We start from the raw sequence: 17,543 nt of genomic DNA, 5'->3' as shown, positions 1-17,543 counted from the left end.
TGGAAGTGGATTAATGGCGGTGATATAGTAGGTTTTTCCGTTCAGTCATGAGGTTACTATGTCATTGTCCCGCGCGTTTGCCACCACACTGCTTGCTGCTGCCTGCTCCGCTTATGCTGCCGACCCGGCAGATCTGATGATAACGGACGGCACTGTGCTGACCATGAACCCGGAAAATACGGTGTTTGAACACGGTACCGTGGTGGTCAGTGACGGAAAAATTGTCGCCGTCGGCGGCCCTGAGCTGACAGCGAAATATCAGGCAAAGAAAGTGCTGGATGTAAAAGGCGATATTGTCATGCCGGGGCTGATAAACACCCACACTCACGGCTCAATGACGGTTTTCCGCTCTCTCGGGGATGATGTGCCGGATCGTCTGCACCGCTATATTTTCCCGCTGGAAAATAAACTGGTTTCCCGCGATATGGTGCGCACCGGTGCCAATCTGGCCAATATCGAAATGATTAAAGGCGGCGTGACCACCTATGCGGATATGTATTATTTCGAAGATGAGGTTGCGAAGACCGTAGATAAGGCGGGTTTACGCGCCGTGCTGGGTGAGACCATCATTAATTTCCCGGTTGCGGATGCACAGACGCCGGAAGAAGGGATCGCGTATGCGGTACGCTTTATCAATGAATACAAAGATCATCCGCGCATCACACCGGCATTCGCCCCGCATGCCCCGTATACCAATACCACTGAAAACTTACAGAAAATCGCGGCACTGTCTGAAGAGCTGAATGTACCGGTGATGATCCATCTGGCGGAAACGGATCGCGAAAAAGAAGAGATAGCCAAACGCACCGGCGGGAAAAGCCCGGTACAGTATATGGCGGATATCGGCGTGCTGAATAACCGCCTGCTGGCGGCACATGTCATTATGGCCGATGATAATGACCTGGATCTGCTGAAAAAATATGATGTCGGGGTGGCACACAATATCAGTGCCAACACCAAATCCGCCAAAGGTGTGGCACCGGTCACGCAAATGCTGGAAAAAGGGATCCGCACCGGTCTCGGTACCGACGGGCCGATGTCCTCCAATACATTAACCACCATGAATGAACTCAATCTGGTCGGTAAAATCCATAAACTGGAAACCAAAAACCGCGCGGCCATGCCGCCGCTGACCGTGGTTGAAATGGCGACCAAGGGATCGGCCCGTGCACTGCATATGGATGATAAAATCGGCTCGCTGGAAACCGGAAAACTGGCAGATATCATTGTGGTGGATACCAAAGCACCTAATATGGTGCCGGTGTATAGTCCGTATGCCGCCCTGGTTTATGGCGCAAACGGCGCCAATGTCCGTCATACCATTGTTGACGGTGTGATCCTGATGGAAGACCGGCAGTTACTGACCGTCAATGAAAATGAAATTATTCAGGATGCACAGCGTTTTGCGGAAAAAGTCCGTGAAACCGTGCGCGCTTCAGGGGAAGAGGTGAAATGACAGAAAAACTCAAATGTGCGCTGATTTATGATTTTGACGGCACCCTGGCTGAAGGTGATTGTCCGGAACACGGGCTGATGCCCGCATTGGGTATCAGTGACACGAAAGCATTCTGGCGGGAAGTGAAGCGGTTTGCCAAAGCAGATGACGGCGACGAAATCCTCTCCTATATGGGATTACTGGCCGCCAAGGCCGCGAATAAAAAGTCAGAGGAACTGAGTATTGAAAACCTGAAGAAACACGGTGCGACGATTCCGTTGTTTCCCGGGGTGACAGAGTGGTTCACCCGGATCAATGCCTGGGCCCATGAGCAGGGGCTGGACCCGGAACACTATATTCTGTCCAGCGGACTGGACGGTATGATTCGTGGTACGGCTATCGGCCATGAATTCCGCGATATTTTTGCCTGTAAATATCACTATTCCGCTGACGGAAAAACAGCACAGTGGCCCGCTCAGGCTATCAACTACACCACCAAAACACAGTTTTTATTCCGGATAAACAAGGGAATACATAACTCGTGGGATAATGTGGCGGTTAATCATTTTATCGAGCAGGAAGAACGCGCTGTGCAGTTCCGCCATATGATCTATTTCGGTGATGGTGATACCGATATCCCGGCCATGAAGATGGTGCGTTATCAGGGCGGTTTCTCACTGGCAGTGTTTGATCAGAAGAAATGGGGCAACCCAGAAACACAGAACAAGGTCGGCAAGCTGATCGCAGAAGAGCGGGCAAATTATGTGGTACCCGCAAACTATGAGGAAGGCAGCCAGCTGGATGTGACCGTAAAAGGACTGTTACAGCTGTTCCGCCGTAAGCGCTGATATCTGCAAACCCTTATTGGTGACACTGTCACATAAAATACGGGTATTACATGTCCGTTCAGAATATTTTTGCCCGGTCACCGTCCGTAGCCTGTCAATTGGTGTACCATAACGACAGATACTATTCAGAATAAGAAATGTATGGAGAAAGTATGAAATACCAAAATGTGACTGACACGCCCGGTGAGAATTCCTATTTCCTCGTTTTTAATCTGACAGATACCCCGCAAACGCGGGAGACGGTTGTTACGCTGTGTAATAACCTGTCCGGTATTCTGCGCAGCATCCGTAACCGCTTTCCGAAACTGGAAGTCAGTTGTGTGATGGGCTTCGGGGCGGATGCGTGGCAAAAACTGTTTCCGGATGCGGGCAAACCCCGTGAACTGAATACTTTTGAAGCAATTAAGGGACCGCGCTTTACCGCCGTATCCACCCCCGGTGATATCTTCTTTCATATCCGCGCCCTGAATGTGTCCGCCTGTTACGAGCTGGGCTCTATTATCAGCCGTGCTCTGAGCGGTGCAGTGACCTGTGAGGATGAAGTTCACGGTTTCCGTTATATGGACGGACGCGCAATTATCGGCTTTGTCGACGGGACAGAAAACCCGGAATTTGAGGATGAGCGCAAAGAGTATGCGGTTATCGGCGACGAAGATCCGGGATTTGCCGGCGGCAGCTATGCCTTTGTGCAGAAATACATTCACGATATGGATGCCTGGCAGAGCCTGAGCACCGAAGATCAGGAAAAAGTCATCGGCCGTCATAAATTCAATGATGTCGAACTGACCGATGAGCAGAAAATCCCCGGCTCCCACAATGTGGTGACCAATATTCAGGACGAAGAGGGCAATGACCTGAAAATAGTCCGCGCCAATATGCCGTTCTCCAACCCGGCCAAAAATGAGCACGGTACCTATTTTATCGGCTACGCCCGTTATTTCTCCACCACCCGGCGGATGCTGGAAAATATGTTTGCCGGAAAAGAAACCGGTGCCACCGATGAATTACTGAAATTCAGTACCGCCGTGACCGGTACACTGTTCTTTATTCCGTCACCGGCCATGCTGGATGATGTTGAATAACTGACCTGATCCGGGGGATTCGCCCCCGGTTCGTTTTTCCCGCCTGTTGTTTCCGCGTTTTTTATTGGTATTTCCCCGTTGTCTGCGGTAAAGTTTCCGGCTTTTTTCCGGCATGGCAAACAGCGGAGGCATTATGTTTATTGGTTTTGATTACGGAACATCCAACTGCTCAGTGGCAGTGATGAAAGAGGACACTCCGGTGTTATTACCGCTGGAGGGGGATAATGTCTATATTCCGTCCACCCTGTGTGCACCGACACGCGAATCCGTCTCCGAACACTTATTCCGTCACCGCGATATTCTGCCGTCAGATAATACCGGCGAACAGTTATTGCGCCGCTCTATCGCCTTTAACCGCGAAGAAAGTATTGAGCTGGTGCCGGAGGATATTTTGTTCGGCCAGGCTGCGCTGGAACTCTATCTTAATGATCCGCGTGACGTGTATTACGTCAAATCCCCGAAATCCTTTCTCGGCGCCTCAGGGCTGCATGATGTGCAAATCAGCTTCTTTGAGGATCTGGTCTGCGCCATGATGGCAAATATCAAATCTCAGGCAGAGCGTTCAACACAGGAAACTATCACCGAAACGGTGATCGGCAGACCGGTTAACTTCCACGGACTGGGCGGCGAAACCGCCAATCAGCAGGCGGAGGCCATTCTTCTGCGGGCGGCAAAACGTGCCGGTTTTCAGCAGATTACCTTTCAGTTTGAACCGGTGGCGGCCGGGCTGGAATATGAGTCGGTACTGAATACGGATCAGACGGTGCTGGTGGTGGATATCGGCGGCGGTACCACCGACTGCTCACTCATCCGCATGGGGCCGGGTTACCGGGGTCAGGCCGATCGCACCGGCAGTCTGCTGGCACACAGCGGGCAGCGGATCGGCGGAAACGATCTTGATATCTATCTGGCCTTTAAACAGCTGATGCCGCTGTTCGGGATGAACAGCCGCGCGGCTTCCGGTATCGAAATGCCGCTGATGCAATTCTGGAACCCGATCGCCATTAATAATGTGGAAGCACAGAAAGAGTTCTACTCCCGTCAGAATCTCACACTGTTACAGCAACTGAAGCGGGATGCGGCAGAGCCGGAAAAACTGCTGCGCCTGCTGGAAGTGTATAACCAGAGCCTGGGCTACAGCATTGTCCGCCGGGCGGAAGAGGCAAAAATCGCGCTTTCCGCCTCACCGGAGTATCGTGCGGCAATCCGCCTGCTCAGTGAAACGCTGGAAACAGACATCAGCGCGGCTGAAATGGAAGAATCGATTTCCTCCCCGAAAGATAAAATGATTTCCCTGGTGAATGATGCAGTGCAGCAGGGCGGCGCAACACCGGATGCTATCTTTATCACCGGCGGTTCAGGCCGTTCACCGGTGTTATGCCGCGCGATTGAGGCACAATTACCGGGTATTCCGGTGGTCAGAGGAAACGATTTCGGCTCGGTAACCGCCGGTCTGGCACGCTGGGGCGAAATTTGTTTTAAATAAACTTGCAACAGACCGGTCGGTCTATTAAAGTATTGTCATGAACAAACACACTGAACATGATACCCGCGAACATCTTCTGGCTACCGGCGAACGCCTGTGTCTTCAGCGCGGCTTTACCGGCATGGGGCTGAGTGAGCTGCTGAAAACGGCCGGGGTGCCGAAGGGCTCGTTTTATCACTATTTTCGCTCCAAGGAATTATTCGGCGTAGCTCTGCTGGAACGCTATTACGAAGATTACCTGGAACGCCTGACCGGTCATTTTGAGCACGGCCCGGGGAATTACCGTGATCGCTTTCTCGCGTATTACGGCGATATTCTGAAAAATGCCTGTCAGCACAGCCGTATTCAGGGCTGTCTGACGGTCAAATTATCGGCCGAAGTGTGTGATTTATCGGAAGATATGAATGCCGCGATGGATAAGGGCGTCAGTAAAGTGATTGCGCTGCTGGCACAAACCCTGGAAAACGGACGAAAAGAAAATTCACTGACGTTTCAGGGCGATTCGCAGCACGCCGCACAGGTATTTTATTCATTATGGCTGGGGGCAAATTTGCAGGCAAAAATTTCCCGCAGTACCGCGCCGCTGGAAAGTGCACTGGCGCATGTTGAAACACTGATTACCGCGCCTGAGTAATTTTTTCGCAGGCGTTTTTATTTATCTGAAAACTAGTCGACTGGTCTAATCCGGAGATACTATGTCACAACAACCATTGTCACAGAAAAAACTGTTTACCCCGCTGAAAGTAGGCGCCTTTACCGCACCGAACCGCGTATTTATGGCGCCGCTGACCCGGCTGCGCAGTATCGAACCCGGCGATATCCCGACCCCGCTGATGGGTGAATATTACCGCCAGCGTGCCGGTGCAGGGCTGATTATCTCGGAAGCCACTCAGATTTCGGCACAGGCCAAAGGCTATGCCGGTGCGCCGGGTCTGCACAGCCCGGAACAGATTGCGGCCTGGAAAAAAATCACGGCCGGTGTGCATGACGCAGGCGGCCACATTGCTGTCCAGTTGTGGCATACAGGGCGGATTTCTCATAACAGCATTCAGCCGGGACAACAGGCACCGGTAGCACCGTCTGCGATCAGTGCCGGTACCCGCACCTCACTGCGTGATGAAAACGGTCATGCTATCCGTGTTGATACTTCCATGCCGCGTGCGCTGGAAACCAGTGAAATCCCGGGGATTGTGAATGATTTCCGTCAGGCGGTAGCTAATGCCCGCGAGGCCGGGTTTGATATGGCAGAGCTGCATTCCGCTCACGGTTATCTGCTGCACCAGTTCTTACCACCGGATGCCAACCACCGTACCGATCAGTACGGCGGCAGCCGCGAAAACCGCGCCCGTCTGGTGCTGGAAGTGGTGGATGCAGTCTGTGCAGAGTGGGGACCGGAACACATCGGGATCCGTGTGTCACCAATCGGTTCTTTCCAGAATATGAGCAACGGCCCGGATGAAGAGGCGGATGCCCTGTATCTGATTGAGGAACTGAATAAACGCAATATCGCCTATCTGCATATGTCTGAACCGGACTGGGCAGGCGGCAAGCCGTACAGCGAAGATTTCCGTCGTAAGGTTCGTTCTCTGTTCCGTGGTGTGATTATCGGTGCCGGGGCTTATACCCCGGAAAAAGCAGAAGATCTGATTGAAAAAGGGCTGATTGATGCGGTGGCATTTGGCCGTGATTATATCGCCAACCCGGATCTGGCCGCGCGTCTGGCGAAAAAAGTACCGCTGAACCCGCAGCGTCCGGAATCCTTCTACGGCGGTGGTGCCGAAGGGTATACCGATTATCCGTTTATGTCATAAAAACATTAATCCGGCGGCAGAAAACAGCCGCCGGGTTATTTTTACGGACGGATAATCGTATGTGCATACACCGTACTGTAACCATCCATCTCTATTTTGCGGAATTCCACATCAAAGACTTCATTTAATAAAGAGGATTCCAGCAGTGCGGCGGATGAACCGAAATAGCGCAGTTGTCCCTGTGATAACACAATAACCGATTCAAAATAGCGGAATACCATATCCAGCTCGTGCAGACACACCACCACCAGTTTTTCTTTTCCCTGTGCCGTTAAATCTTCAATCAGCTGCATGCGGTGTTTTATATCCAGCGCCGCACCCGGTTCATCGGCAAATATCACCGGCGGATCACACATCAGTGCCATTGCGGTCAGTACCCGGCTTTTTTCCCCGCCTGATAATATATGCCAGTGTTTATCCAGTAACGGCTGTAATTCATATTTGCGGCAGGCGGCTTCTTTTGCGGCTTTCGGGTCAGATGCCCGCTCTGCGGCCAGTGAAATTAATTCCTCTGTGCGCTGATCCCAGCAGGGATTAAAACTCTGCGGAATAAGACCGATTTTCTGCATCCGCGCCGCTCCCTTATAACGGCTGATATTTTTCCCGCCCAGGGTAACGGCGCTGAATACCTCCGGGTCAAGCCCGGATAAGGCCTTTATCAGGGTGGATTTACCGGAGCCGTTCGGGCCGATAAGGGCAATGCTGCCTCTGGCGGGTAAATGCAGGGAATCAACTGTCAGTATTGTTTTATCCTTTTTACGGACGTTCAGTTTATTCACTGTGATCATGATTTTCTCACCCGTTTCGCCAGCAGATAAATAAAGAAAGGGCCGCCGATAAAGGCGGTGATCAGCCCGAGCGGTATTTCCCCCGGCGGCAGCAGGCTGCGCGATAATGCATCGGAGAACATTACCAGTGCGGCACCAATAACAGCTGAGGCGGGCAGTACATATTTATGACGGGCACCGACCTGCCAGCGGGCAATATGCGGAGCAATCAGCCCGATAAAACCAACAACGCCGCCGAGTGAAACGGCAATCGCGACAATGGCAGACCCGGCAATTAAGGCCAGCACGGTAAACCGTTCAACAGATAAACCGAAACTCATAGCCATTGTTCTGTCCAGTCCCATTAAATCCAGCCCGTCAGATAACAGATAAACGGATAATAAAATGGCGGCCAGGGTTAATATCAGGCTGATGATCAGACCTTCTCCGGACGGAGTTTGTATTCCGCCCAGAATCCAGCTTAATACCACCTGGAGGCTGGTACTTTCATCGGATAATGCCATCATCATAAACGAACGGGCGGCATTTAATACCGCGCTGACGGCCACCCCGGTTAATAACAGCGTGGCGGTATCCAGTGACCCCGCAATCCGGGAGACGGATAACACAATAAATATCGCCGCCAGTGCCCCGCTGAAGGCAAATAAGGGCAGCGATACCGCCAGCGGTAAGCCGAGCGGCACTAATAATGCCACTGTTCCGCCGATCGCGGCCCCGCCGGAGGATCCTAATAACCACGGCTCTGCCAGCGGATTGCGGAATACTCCCTGAAAAATGGCACCGCTTAATCCCAGTAATGCGCCGGTAAATCCGGCGGTAATCACACGCGGTAAACGCCATTCTGTTAATAAGCGGGATGTCAAATCATCACTGTAAAACAGGGCGCTTACCACCTTCAGCGGACTTTCCCATGTATGTCCCGCACAGGCGGAGAAAATAAATGCGGCGAAGAAAATGAGTAACAGACTGACTATTTTCACTGTCTCAGGCTCCATTGCTCAAAGATGTCAGACATATATTCAATGCCATCAATAATCCGCGGGCCGGGAATAAGCACATACGCACTTTTGACCGGATAAATATCATTATTTTTAACAGCTTTCATTTGTGACCAGCCGGGAAGTGTCAGTAAATCCCGGATTTTGTCTCCGGAAATGGTGTACAAAATAATATCCGGGTCGGCGGCGATAACCGCTTCCGGAGATACCTGTTTCAGCACCGGTCCGGCCTGTTTATATTCCTCCAGCGCCAGGGTTCCGCCCGCTTTTAAAATGGAATCGGCGGTGTAACCCGGTGTTTTTTTATACACCTGCGGCCTGGCAACCAGTAATAACCCGTTACTGACCTGACCGGTGATCATAATGACCCTTGGTGCGCGGTAACCTGCGGGCTTTTGCTGAACATTGTGCAGCCGCTGTTCTATTTCTGCCGCCACCTGTTCGCCTTTTTCCGTTGTTTTGGTGACCTGTGCCACCAGACGGATATTATGAATAATTTCCTCAATACTGTTTCCCTCCAGCACCAGCACAGGAATGCCGAATTTACGCAGCGGTGTTAATAACTGATGCGTGGCCTGGCGGACAGGGGTCATAATCACCAGATCCGGTTTCTGTTCAATGATCCGCTCAAGGGAAAACCCGAGGCGGCCGCCGATTAACGGTTTATTTTTGATTTCATCCGGGAAATAGGTGTAGGCATCAATACCGGCGATATTGTCAGCCAGTCCGAGGATCGCCACAATTTCGGTATTTGATGAAAAGATAGTCACAATACGCTGCGGTTTTTCGTTCAGCGTGACCGGCGCAGATAATTGCGCCATCATACTGAAAGCAGGCAGAGCACGGCACAGGGCCATGCTCAGAGTGATAATTATAATCAGGACTTTCATTATTGCCGGTTAAAAACGGTATGTCACACCGGCAATAAATGACCGGCCCGGCATAGAGGTTCCCAGACTGCCGTTGGATTTTGACGGCAGCATAATATACGGGTCTTCATCCAGGGCAAAAAATACCGGATGCTCGTTTTTATCCAGAATATTGTCTATCCGTCCGTACAGCGTCAGTGACTGGCTGATATCCACATCCGCCTGAAGATTCCAGACCATAAACGGCGCTTTGCGCATCACATAAGAAGAATAAGGGCGGACATCCGGGATAATTCCTTCCTCTGTTTTATACCACATCGGCCCGCGCAGAATTCCCTGTAACTGAAGACTCCACGGATAACGGGCATTGGTAAAATAGAGCTCGTTAATAAACGCCGCCTGATACTGATACATGCGCTGAACTTTATTACTGTTATTGGTTGCGGTTATTTTGGCGCCTTTATCTTCCATATCGAAATTCCAGCTGCCGTTTAAACGCATCACCCAATCCCAGTCTGTCTGCCAGTCAAATACACGGTTAACGGTGGCACGGCTGTTAACTTCCAGCCCGCGTACCACAATATCATCGTCGCTGTTGGCGTACTGATAGACATTCGGTGCCAGAACGTTGGTCTGTATTCTGTTTTGAATCGTATTCTGAAAGAGGGCAATATCGACTGAATTCAGGGAATCACCGAGTGTCGCGCCCACTTCAAACTGACGGTTACTTTCCGCTTTCAGGGAACTGTTGCCCAGATATTGCGTACCGGACAGCGTAATATAATCCGCGCCCAGCTGTGTGGCGGTCGGTGCACGGTAGCCGGTGGCGACAGAGGATTTCAGGTTCAGCCAGTCATTGACCTGATAGTTGGTACCGAGACTCCAGGTTAACTTATTATATGAGGCACTGCCGGTGAACTGATTATCCAGGTTCGGTGTTTTATCGAAATTGGTTTTCCCGTAGGTATAACGCATCCCGCCGCGGATTATCCAGCTGTCATCAAATAAACTCTGCCGGTCATCGAAATAAACGGCATACTGATTTTCAGTCTGGTTATTATCATACGGCGCGGATTGTTTCAGCGGGTTGCCGCTGACACTGACCTGATCCCGTTCTGAACGCAGACGGCTGTATTCGTAATCCACCCCTAATAACAGATCGTTCTGCTCATGGAGTTTAATCACCGGCTGGAATTTCACGCCGTAAATATCCAGTTGGCGGCGGTTATGATCACTGCGGGTTTTTGCGGTTAACGGTGATGCCCAGCGGAAATTGTCCACATCCTGCACAAAATAGGCGTGGCTGTTCATTCTGAAAATACTGTCGTCAGTGCCGTTTTTCCAGACCACATCCGCTGAACGGTTATAACGGGTATCTTTGGCGTAAATATTCCCGGTTGATCCCCGGAAACCGCCGTCATAAATACCGTCAGTCCGCAGTGACACATCGAGCAGGTTACTTTCGTTGATCTGCCAGCCTAAATTACCGCTTAAACCAAAGCGTTCCCAGTTGGTATTTTCCTGTTTGTGGCCGCCTTTCCCGGAATGGTAATCATCGCGGCGTCCGGCTTCAAACCCGACATAGCCGTAAATATCGCCGTCATCATTCTGAAAACCATAGCCGCCGTAAGTCTGTGCCAGTCCCCAGGATCCGGTTTCTGCTGAGATTTTCCCGCCTTCGTCGGTTAATCCGTTTTTCAGGAAAATATTAATCACGCCGCCCATCGCCTGGGAGCCGTAAATAACCGAAGAAGGGCCCCGGATAACTTCAATCCGGCTGACATCTTTCGGTGATAATTTGGATAAGTTCGCGGTTCCTGCCCGGCGGCCGTTAACTAATACCAGCACCTGTCCGGCAAAATCTTTTCCCTGACCATCCGTTGCGGCACCGCGGATATTAATGGATGTCTGCCCGGGACTCCATTCACTGAAAAAGCCAACGCTGTTCTGTGCCAGTAATTCGGTCAGACTTTCCGCCCGTGAGCGTTCAATCTGGTCGCTGTCGATAACCTGGGTGGTGACGGTGGATTTTCGCTGCTGTTCTTCACGCCCTGAAGCGGTGACGATTAATGTGTCACTGTCCGGATCCTGTTTTACGTTATTTTCTGCCGCAGCGGAAAATTGCGGATATGACAGGATCAGTGAAACCAGTGCCAGTTTCCTGCTGTTTATTTTCATTGTTAAAAACTCATTTTTATATAATGCCTGACCAAAACACCGGCTGTTACCGGTGAATTTCCCTGAAACAATTTTTCTGGAATAAGTAACATCAAGTGTTAATGCGACCCGTTTTCATCTTAAGAAAACAGGAAAGGCTAAGTCACTAAAAAATATGACTAAAAGTCCGAAACGGGAAAGCGGTCAAGGTAATTGAAAATAAACCGTTATAATCACATGGGTGAATTATAAAAAAGGTGAGCAGATGTTGAAAATATGCTGCGTTGTTAAAAAGTCGGCGGCACCGGTAGCGTTGCCGCTTTTCCGGATTGGCGGTTTAATTCTCTGTTGCGCCAGAAGATTTACGGTCCCGGTTATCAGTGCGTTGTGTTCCTTACCGTCTAGTGTCTGAACAGGGTAAGAGAGTGTTCACCGCCGGGACAGCAGATATATCTGATAAGAGGTTAACTATCCTTAACTTGATTTTGCGCCATAACGGCGAATAATGGGGCGGGTAAAATTCACAGATACACGCAGTTGTTTATTCCCCGGGGTTTCTTCATGGTCAGTGGTTTATTTATCGGCATCCTGTTCGGCGGATTGCTCCAGTCAGGTCAGTTCTGTTTTGTTTCCGGATTCAGAAACATTCTTTACCAGCGAAATACCCGGTTTCTTACCGCACTGCTGATTGCGGTCACTATTCAGTCCGCAGGTTTCTTTGCTCTGGAATCCGCCGGATTATTACATATACCGGAAGGAAATCTGCCAATCACCGCAACACTTGCCGGTGGTCTTTTATTTGGTGCGGGCATGGTACTGGCCGGTTGTTGCGGCAGCGGCGCATGGTTTCGTTCCGGTGAAGGATTAACCGGTACCTGGATTGCCTTATTTGCCTTTGTTGTTACCATGGCGGCCGCTCAGAAAGGCAGCCTGAAACATTGGTTTGAACCCTTATTACAGCATCCCGCACAGCCGGATACGATTTATAAAACACTGGATATCTCTCCGTGGTTTCTGGTCGCGTTTTTAATTATTCTCACCGCCGGATTACTGATTTATCAGCATTATCATCCCCGTTATACGCCACCTTCACAGGGACGCTTTAATTATCTGCCGCTGAATATTACCGGTATGCTGATCGGTATTCTCGGGATTATTGCCTGGGTTTTCAGTGCTGAGGCCGGACGTAATTTTGGCTATGGCGTTGCTGTTCCTTCCGGTAATGTTATTCAGTATCTGATCACCGGACAGCAGCGTTATTTTAACTGGGGAACCTTATTTGTTATCGGTATTTTCGCCGGTTCAATGATAAGTGCGGTTATCCGCAAAGAATTCAGATTAAGACTTCCGCCTGATGGTATTACCGTCGTTAAACGCCTGACCGGCGGGATTGTTATGGGAGCAGGGGCAACACTGGCAGGCGGCTGTACCGTCACGAATTCCCTTGTGGCAACCGCTTATTTCTCCTGGCAGGGATGGATTTCCACATTCATGATTATGGCTGGTGTTTGGATCACCAGTTATTTTTTCCGTTCAGGGCAATGTCGTTTATAGGATCACATATGAAAACAAAATCACTCTTTCTTCTGATACCGTTATTACTCTCAGGTTGTGACCAGACGGTGGTAAAAGAGATCGGCATTGAAGAATTGTCGGAGAACCTGAACAACCCGGAATACATTATTATCGATACCCGGCCGGACAGTTTATATTTCGGTTTTAAAGATAAAGGCGCGGCCCGCGGCGGCCATATTAAAGGTGCGATGCAGTTTACTACCGGCTGGCTGGATTTTATCGATGAGAATAAATTTGATACGTTTGTCGAAGAAAAGGGGATTTCCAAAGAAAAAACCCTGGTATTTTACGACAGTGACCCGGATTCACTGGAACGTATTACTGCTGAATTTGCTGCCAAAGGTTTTCAGGTCAGGGCATTTAAATCCTTTATCCAGTACAGCAATTCTGATCTGCCGATGGATAAATACCCGAATTACTTTCTGAGTGTTTCTCCCGCCTGGGTTCAGGCCGCACTGAACGGTGAAAAACCGGAAAGTTATACCAGTGATCAAAAACCGGTGATATTTGAAGTGTCGTGGGGGGATGCGGAGCAATCAAAATCCTATGCAACGCATATTAAAGGTGCTTTCCATTTTAATACCGACTGGATAGAAAATGCGCCGGTCTGGAATTTATCCGAACCTGACGTTATCAAAAATAATCTGCTGAAAAACGGGATCCGCAAAGATACCCCGGTTGTCGTCTATTCTGAAAATCAGATGGCAGCATTGCGGGTATTATGGGCACTGAAATGGGCGGGTGTTGAGGATGTCCGTTTCCTGAACGGCGGTTTAAATGTCTGGACGGATGCGGAATTACCAACGGAAACCACCCTGAATATTCCGGTACCGGTTGCGGATTTTGGTGCGGAAATTCCGGTTAATCCGCAGGTCACTATTGCCATGCCGGCAGAAGCCATACAGGGTCAGAAATCCGGCCTTAAACTTATCAGCAACCGGACATGGGATGAACATACCGGCAAAATCTCCGGTTATGACTATATTCCGCGCAAAGGTGAACCGGCCGGGGCAATATGGGGATTCGGCGGTAAAAATTCGAATGATATGTCCGATTACTATGACCCGGACGGCACATTACGTAATCCGGAAGAGATTTTTGCTTTATGGAAAACGCAGGGTATTGAACCGACAGACCAGGTCGCGTTTTACTGCGGCACCGGCTGGCGGGCAAGTGTTTCCTGGTTTATGACCCAACTGGCGGGCTGGGAAAACAGCCGGATTTATGACGGCGGCTGGAATGCCTGGCAGATGGATCCGACATTACCGGTATTAAATAATATTCAGAGCCAAAAACCGGCAGCACTGAATGATTATGGTGAAATAATCAAAAAACCGGGACAATCCTGTAAAAGCTGATTTAACTGAAACACCGGTTTCCGCAGAAATAACGGAAGCCGGTATTATTGGTTATTTACCATGGGCCTTCCGGCCAGATGCTGTCTGTTTTTTTGGCAGCATCATCATCCAGTAAATCGAGATATAAATTCTCAACCTCGGTACGGGCCCAGGGAGTGCGGCGGAGAAATTTCAGACTTGATTTTACACTGGGGTCATTCTTAAAACAGTTAATATTGATTAACTTACCCAGCTTTGCCCAGCCATATTTTTCGACCAGTGCATTAACCTGCATTTCGAGAGTAACGCCATGCAGCGGATCGTTGGATTTGTGGGCTGTCATGAATGAATATCCTGTTATTTTGCCTGAGCCGGGAAGAATACCGCAAACGCCGGAGTATGACAATTATCCCTCACGGCAGACTCATTCCGTATTACTTCAGGATCTGCATTCTTCCGTTAGTCACCTTACCTTCACTGACTAATTTTCCGGCAGTATCGAATTGTTTAACTGAGCCGGTAAGGGCACCGTTTTCCATTGTACCTTGTATATAGACCCCATTACTGGCGGAGTCGTGATAATATTTGAACGGGCCATATAACCGTCCGTCACGGACAGTTACTACTGACAAAAACCACCATTACCGTTAAAGATGGCATATTTAATTGGGGTAGTGACGTGTATCAGAGTGCCGGTGCCCATGAATATCATTTAACATAATATACATTATGCGAACTAAAGTATGAAATAACGAAATCTGTTATTCCGCCAGGCCAAATGCCAAATCATGCTGGTTCATTTATCGTGGATAACGATTTCTTGTCTCCGACCGTCCGACAACTGAATCACTATAAGCCCACGAATCTCCCCGCAAAAGTTATTGACCCGCACTTGACCCCAAACAAAAATATGACAGCGCATTGCTTCTATAATTATCCGCTTATTTCCTCATATAGATGTGGTCACATGGTTAACAAACTGAATCTTAACTGGCCTGAATTTTTAGAAAAATACTGGCAGAAAAAACCCGTTGTACTGAAAAATGCATTTCCTGATTTTGCCGACCCTATCACGCCGGATGAACTGGCCGGCCTGGCTATGGAGCCGGAAGTTGACAGCCGCCTGGTCAGCTTCATTGATAACAAATGGGAAGCGAGTCACGGTCCGTTTGAGGACTACAGCCAGTTAGGTGAAAAAGGATGGTCATTGCTGGTACAGGCTGTCAACCATTGGCATATGCCGGCTGCGGAATTGGTAAAACCGTTCCGCGTGCTGCCTGAGTGGCGTCTTGATGACCTGATGATTTCCTACTCAGTGCCCGGCGGTGGTGTCGGACCACATATTGATAACTATGATGTTTTCATTATCCAGGGCATGGGCCGCCGTCGCTGGCGTGTGGGTGACGCCCTTCCCATGCGTCAGTTCTGCGCACATCCGGCATTACTGCATGTCGACCCGCTTGAGCCGATAATTGATGTGGAAATGGCGCCGGGCGATATTCTGTATATTCCGCCGGGATTTCCTCACGATGGTTTCACCTTCGAAGATACCATGAACTATTCTGTCGGCTTTCGCGGACCGACCGGACGTGATTTGCTGAGCAGTTTTGCAGACTACGCTCTGGAACAGGATCTGGGTGGCGTCAATTATGGCGACCCTGACCTGAAAGTACGTGAAAACTCAGGTTCAATGGAATCTTATGAGGTTGAACGCCTGCGTGCCATGATGATTGAAATGATCAACAAGCCAGGTGATTTCGAACAGTGGTTAGGCCGTTTTGCAACTACCCCGCGCCATGAGCTGGATATTGCACCTTCGGAACCGCCGTATGAGCCGGAAGAAGTACTTAGTGCTCTGAATGCCGGTGAAAAACTGATACGACTGAGCGGACTGCGTGTTCTGCGTATCGGGGAACATTTCTTCGTTAATACCGAAGGCTGGATGACCACCGAAATTAAAGGTGCGGATACATTGTGCCGGTTAACCGAAGTCGGCGTGAATGAGCTCGGTGAAGCACTGGAGAACCCGGTTTTTGTTGCGGAATTAACCGAATTTATCAATCAGGGATATTGGTATTTCGACGAATAAGTCACATCAGCCCGACAAGATAGAACACCCGCTGACGGGTGTTTTATCTCCGCGTTTCAAAAACCTCTCGTTCACTACGCTCAGCCATGATAAATTGGCCGGATGTCCATCCCAAAATATTTCCTTTTTTATGAGATAGTTCAATGAGTAAGAGTGGAAGAAACTATACAAAAGAAAAAATAAGACAGCGCCATATAGCAAATAAAAAAAGAAAACACCCTATTCGTCTTTTTATCAAAAGTTGGGATTTTTGGGGTAAATCCTGCCTTGGCCTTTTTGTTTTTGGCATGTTTATTTATTCATTAAATGATAATGTAACCATTCATTTTTTATGGATAATCTATGCCTGCATTTGTTTACCTTTATTTCCGTTTGCTAAAAAATGCAGTGATGATGTCCTTCGTCATTATTTTTCAGAATCAACATTTGAGGATGTTATTAATGGTAGTAGCCCCCGGGGGCTTGGCGGATTGTATCTGATGCTCATTATTCCGTTTGTCATCCCACTGGCAGCGGGATACTTTATATATCAGATTATAAATTACAAATAAAATCTATCGTTATTTAATCATATCCATCTGTATGATCTGAAAATAACCGGAATCGCCGGAAATCCACACCATCATAGTTAACAGAACCATCCGGCTGAAATCCGTAACGTGTTATAAACCGGGAAACTTTTCGGGATAACGGTAATAAAATGGTGATACTGGTTAAGTGTATTTCATCAAATGCGTGGCGGATAATTTCATCACAGATGATTTTTCCCGTTCCCCAGAAATCAGGATGAAGTACCAGCGCCAGGTCAGCATCATCACCTTCTTTCTGAAGCCCTCCCCAGCCTGCAAATACATCGTCGATCACAAATGCCCAAGGGCCATATCCATTTATTTCCCACTGAGCGTCTTTTTCTTCTGCCCAGTTGCGGCTTTTTCCATCATCAAAATCCGGACTACCCAGCGGCATTTGCTGTAACACTTTTGGGTGATTGTTCAGTGCGGTAATATCGGCCGGTTTTATCTGAGTGAGCCGTTTAAATTCTAAGTGCATAGTATTCCTTTTATTTTG

At 49.3% G+C, this 17,543-nt stretch carries 16 protein-coding genes; 10 read left to right on the top strand and 6 right to left on the bottom strand.

All coding sequences use genetic code 11. The annotated features are described in order from the left end of the window. The first annotated feature begins 58 nt into the window (after window positions 1-58). The 6 genes from HMPREF3119_RS05190 to HMPREF3119_RS05165 all read left to right on the top strand — a co-directional run bounded on the left by HMPREF3119_RS05190 (window position 59) and on the right by HMPREF3119_RS05165 (window position 6,662). Window positions 59-1,456, top strand: a complete 1,398-nt coding sequence (locus HMPREF3119_RS05190) for an amidohydrolase (RefSeq protein WP_049245758.1) — start codon at window positions 59-61, stop codon at window positions 1,454-1,456. Beyond that, window positions 1,453-2,283, top strand: a complete 831-nt coding sequence (locus HMPREF3119_RS05185; RefSeq protein WP_004237584.1) for a haloacid dehalogenase-like hydrolase — start codon at window positions 1,453-1,455, stop codon at window positions 2,281-2,283. The genes HMPREF3119_RS05190 and HMPREF3119_RS05185 overlap by 4 nt, the downstream gene beginning before the upstream one ends. 152 nt (window positions 2,284-2,435) lie before the next feature. Beyond that, on the top strand, window positions 2,436-3,365 hold the full coding sequence (locus HMPREF3119_RS05180; RefSeq protein WP_004237582.1) for a Dyp-type peroxidase: 930 nt from the start codon (window positions 2,436-2,438) through the stop codon (window positions 3,363-3,365). 133 nt (window positions 3,366-3,498) lie between these two features. Then, window positions 3,499-4,851 (top strand): molecular chaperone, encoded by a 1,353-nt coding sequence (gene yegD, locus HMPREF3119_RS05175; protein ID WP_070578836.1) that lies wholly within the window; start codon window positions 3,499-3,501, stop codon window positions 4,849-4,851. Window positions 4,852-4,888: 37 nt separating this feature from the next. Further along, a complete protein-coding gene (locus tag HMPREF3119_RS05170; protein ID WP_004237580.1) occupies window positions 4,889-5,485 on the top strand; it encodes a TetR/AcrR family transcriptional regulator in 597 nt (198 codons plus the stop codon). A gap of 76 nt (window positions 5,486-5,561) precedes the next feature. Continuing rightward, window positions 5,562-6,662 (top strand): alkene reductase, encoded by a 1,101-nt coding sequence (locus HMPREF3119_RS05165; RefSeq protein WP_070578740.1) that lies wholly within the window; start codon window positions 5,562-5,564, stop codon window positions 6,660-6,662. Window positions 6,663-6,703: 41 nt separating this feature from the next. Here the strand turns inward: HMPREF3119_RS05165 and HMPREF3119_RS05160 are convergent, their stop codons facing one another. Genes HMPREF3119_RS05160 through HMPREF3119_RS05145 form a run of 4 tightly spaced genes read right to left on the bottom strand, consistent with a single transcriptional unit; the run spans window position 6,704 to window position 11,495 of the window. Continuing rightward, window positions 6,704-7,450: an ABC transporter ATP-binding protein gene (locus tag HMPREF3119_RS05160; RefSeq protein WP_070578737.1), complete on the bottom strand. Its 747-nt coding sequence runs from the start codon at window positions 7,448-7,450 to the stop codon at window positions 6,704-6,706. Further along, a complete protein-coding gene (locus HMPREF3119_RS05155) occupies window positions 7,447-8,430 on the bottom strand; it encodes a FecCD family ABC transporter permease (protein ID WP_015422705.1) in 984 nt (327 codons plus the stop codon). The genes HMPREF3119_RS05160 and HMPREF3119_RS05155 overlap by 4 nt, the downstream gene beginning before the upstream one ends. Further along, window positions 8,427-9,338 (bottom strand): ABC transporter substrate-binding protein, encoded by a 912-nt coding sequence (locus tag HMPREF3119_RS05150; protein ID WP_070578734.1) that lies wholly within the window; start codon window positions 9,336-9,338, stop codon window positions 8,427-8,429. Before HMPREF3119_RS05150 ends, HMPREF3119_RS05155 begins: the two co-directional genes overlap by 4 nt. A 9-nt stretch (window positions 9,339-9,347) precedes the next feature. After that, window positions 9,348-11,495 (bottom strand): TonB-dependent receptor plug domain-containing protein, encoded by a 2,148-nt coding sequence (locus tag HMPREF3119_RS05145; RefSeq protein ID WP_070578731.1) that lies wholly within the window; start codon window positions 11,493-11,495, stop codon window positions 9,348-9,350. Window positions 11,496-12,035: 540 nt separating this feature from the next. On the opposite strand from HMPREF3119_RS05145, the gene HMPREF3119_RS05140 reads away from it, so the two are divergent. Together HMPREF3119_RS05140 and HMPREF3119_RS05135 are read left to right on the top strand one after the other, a co-directional pair. Continuing rightward, window positions 12,036-13,028: a YeeE/YedE family protein gene (locus HMPREF3119_RS05140; RefSeq protein ID WP_046024580.1), complete on the top strand. Its 993-nt coding sequence runs from the start codon at window positions 12,036-12,038 to the stop codon at window positions 13,026-13,028. 8 nt (window positions 13,029-13,036) lie between these two features. After that, entirely contained in the window at window positions 13,037-14,407 is a 1,371-nt protein-coding gene (locus HMPREF3119_RS05135) for a rhodanese-like domain-containing protein (RefSeq protein ID WP_004237571.1), read from the top strand. A gap of 55 nt (window positions 14,408-14,462) precedes the next feature. On the opposite strand, the gene HMPREF3119_RS05130 is transcribed toward HMPREF3119_RS05135, so the two are convergent. Next, window positions 14,463-14,729 carry a VF530 family protein gene (locus tag HMPREF3119_RS05130; RefSeq protein ID WP_070578729.1) on the bottom strand — a complete coding sequence of 89 codons (267 nt, stop codon included), beginning with the start codon at window positions 14,727-14,729 and terminating at the stop codon, window positions 14,463-14,465. 624 nt (window positions 14,730-15,353) lie between these two features. On the opposite strand from HMPREF3119_RS05130, the gene HMPREF3119_RS05125 reads away from it, so the two are divergent. Then, window positions 15,354-16,475, top strand: coding sequence for a ribosomal protein uL16 3-hydroxylase (locus tag HMPREF3119_RS05125; protein ID WP_070578725.1), 1,122 nt, complete (start codon window positions 15,354-15,356; stop codon window positions 16,473-16,475). 143 nt (window positions 16,476-16,618) lie between these two features. Further along, window positions 16,619-17,026 carry a hypothetical protein gene (locus tag HMPREF3119_RS19640; protein WP_015422704.1) on the top strand — a complete coding sequence of 136 codons (408 nt, stop codon included), beginning with the start codon at window positions 16,619-16,621 and terminating at the stop codon, window positions 17,024-17,026. 13 nt (window positions 17,027-17,039) lie between these two features. On the opposite strand, the gene HMPREF3119_RS05120 is transcribed toward HMPREF3119_RS19640, so the two are convergent. Next, complete coding sequence (locus HMPREF3119_RS05120) at window positions 17,040-17,525, bottom strand: GNAT family N-acetyltransferase (RefSeq protein WP_049241023.1); 486 nt, start codon at window positions 17,523-17,525, stop codon at window positions 17,040-17,042. Between the last annotated feature and the right edge of the window lie 18 nt (window positions 17,526-17,543).

The sequence above is a fragment of the Morganella sp. HMSC11D09 genome (assembly GCF_001807955.1).
Taxonomy (GTDB): Bacteria; Pseudomonadota; Gammaproteobacteria; order Enterobacterales; family Enterobacteriaceae; genus Morganella; species Morganella morganii.
This window is presented reverse-complemented; position numbering and strand designations above follow the sequence as displayed.

Coding starts and splice junctions, on each gene's coding strand:
- HMPREF3119_RS05190 (WP_049245758.1), top strand. CDS start 59: ATGTCATTGTCCCGCGCGTTTGCCACCACACTGCTTGCTGCTGCCTGC.
- HMPREF3119_RS05185 (WP_004237584.1), top strand. CDS start 1,453: ATGACAGAAAAACTCAAATGTGCGCTGATTTATGATTTTGACGGCACC.
- HMPREF3119_RS05180 (WP_004237582.1), top strand. CDS start 2,436: ATGAAATACCAAAATGTGACTGACACGCCCGGTGAGAATTCCTATTTC.
- yegD (WP_070578836.1), top strand. CDS start 3,499: ATGTTTATTGGTTTTGATTACGGAACATCCAACTGCTCAGTGGCAGTG.
- HMPREF3119_RS05170 (WP_004237580.1), top strand. CDS start 4,889: ATGAACAAACACACTGAACATGATACCCGCGAACATCTTCTGGCTACC.
- HMPREF3119_RS05160 (WP_070578737.1), bottom strand. CDS start 7,450: ATGATCACAGTGAATAAACTGAACGTCCGTAAAAAGGATAAAACAATA.
- HMPREF3119_RS05150 (WP_070578734.1), bottom strand. CDS start 9,338: ATGAAAGTCCTGATTATAATTATCACTCTGAGCATGGCCCTGTGCCGT.
- HMPREF3119_RS05145 (WP_070578731.1), bottom strand. CDS start 11,495: ATGAAAATAAACAGCAGGAAACTGGCACTGGTTTCACTGATCCTGTCA.
- HMPREF3119_RS05140 (WP_046024580.1), top strand. CDS start 12,036: ATGGTCAGTGGTTTATTTATCGGCATCCTGTTCGGCGGATTGCTCCAG.
- HMPREF3119_RS05135 (WP_004237571.1), top strand. CDS start 13,037: ATGAAAACAAAATCACTCTTTCTTCTGATACCGTTATTACTCTCAGGT.
- HMPREF3119_RS05130 (WP_070578729.1), bottom strand. CDS start 14,729: ATGACAGCCCACAAATCCAACGATCCGCTGCATGGCGTTACTCTCGAA.
- HMPREF3119_RS05125 (WP_070578725.1), top strand. CDS start 15,354: ATGGTTAACAAACTGAATCTTAACTGGCCTGAATTTTTAGAAAAATAC.
- HMPREF3119_RS19640 (WP_015422704.1), top strand. CDS start 16,619: ATGAGTAAGAGTGGAAGAAACTATACAAAAGAAAAAATAAGACAGCGC.
- HMPREF3119_RS05120 (WP_049241023.1), bottom strand. CDS start 17,525: ATGCACTTAGAATTTAAACGGCTCACTCAGATAAAACCGGCCGATATT.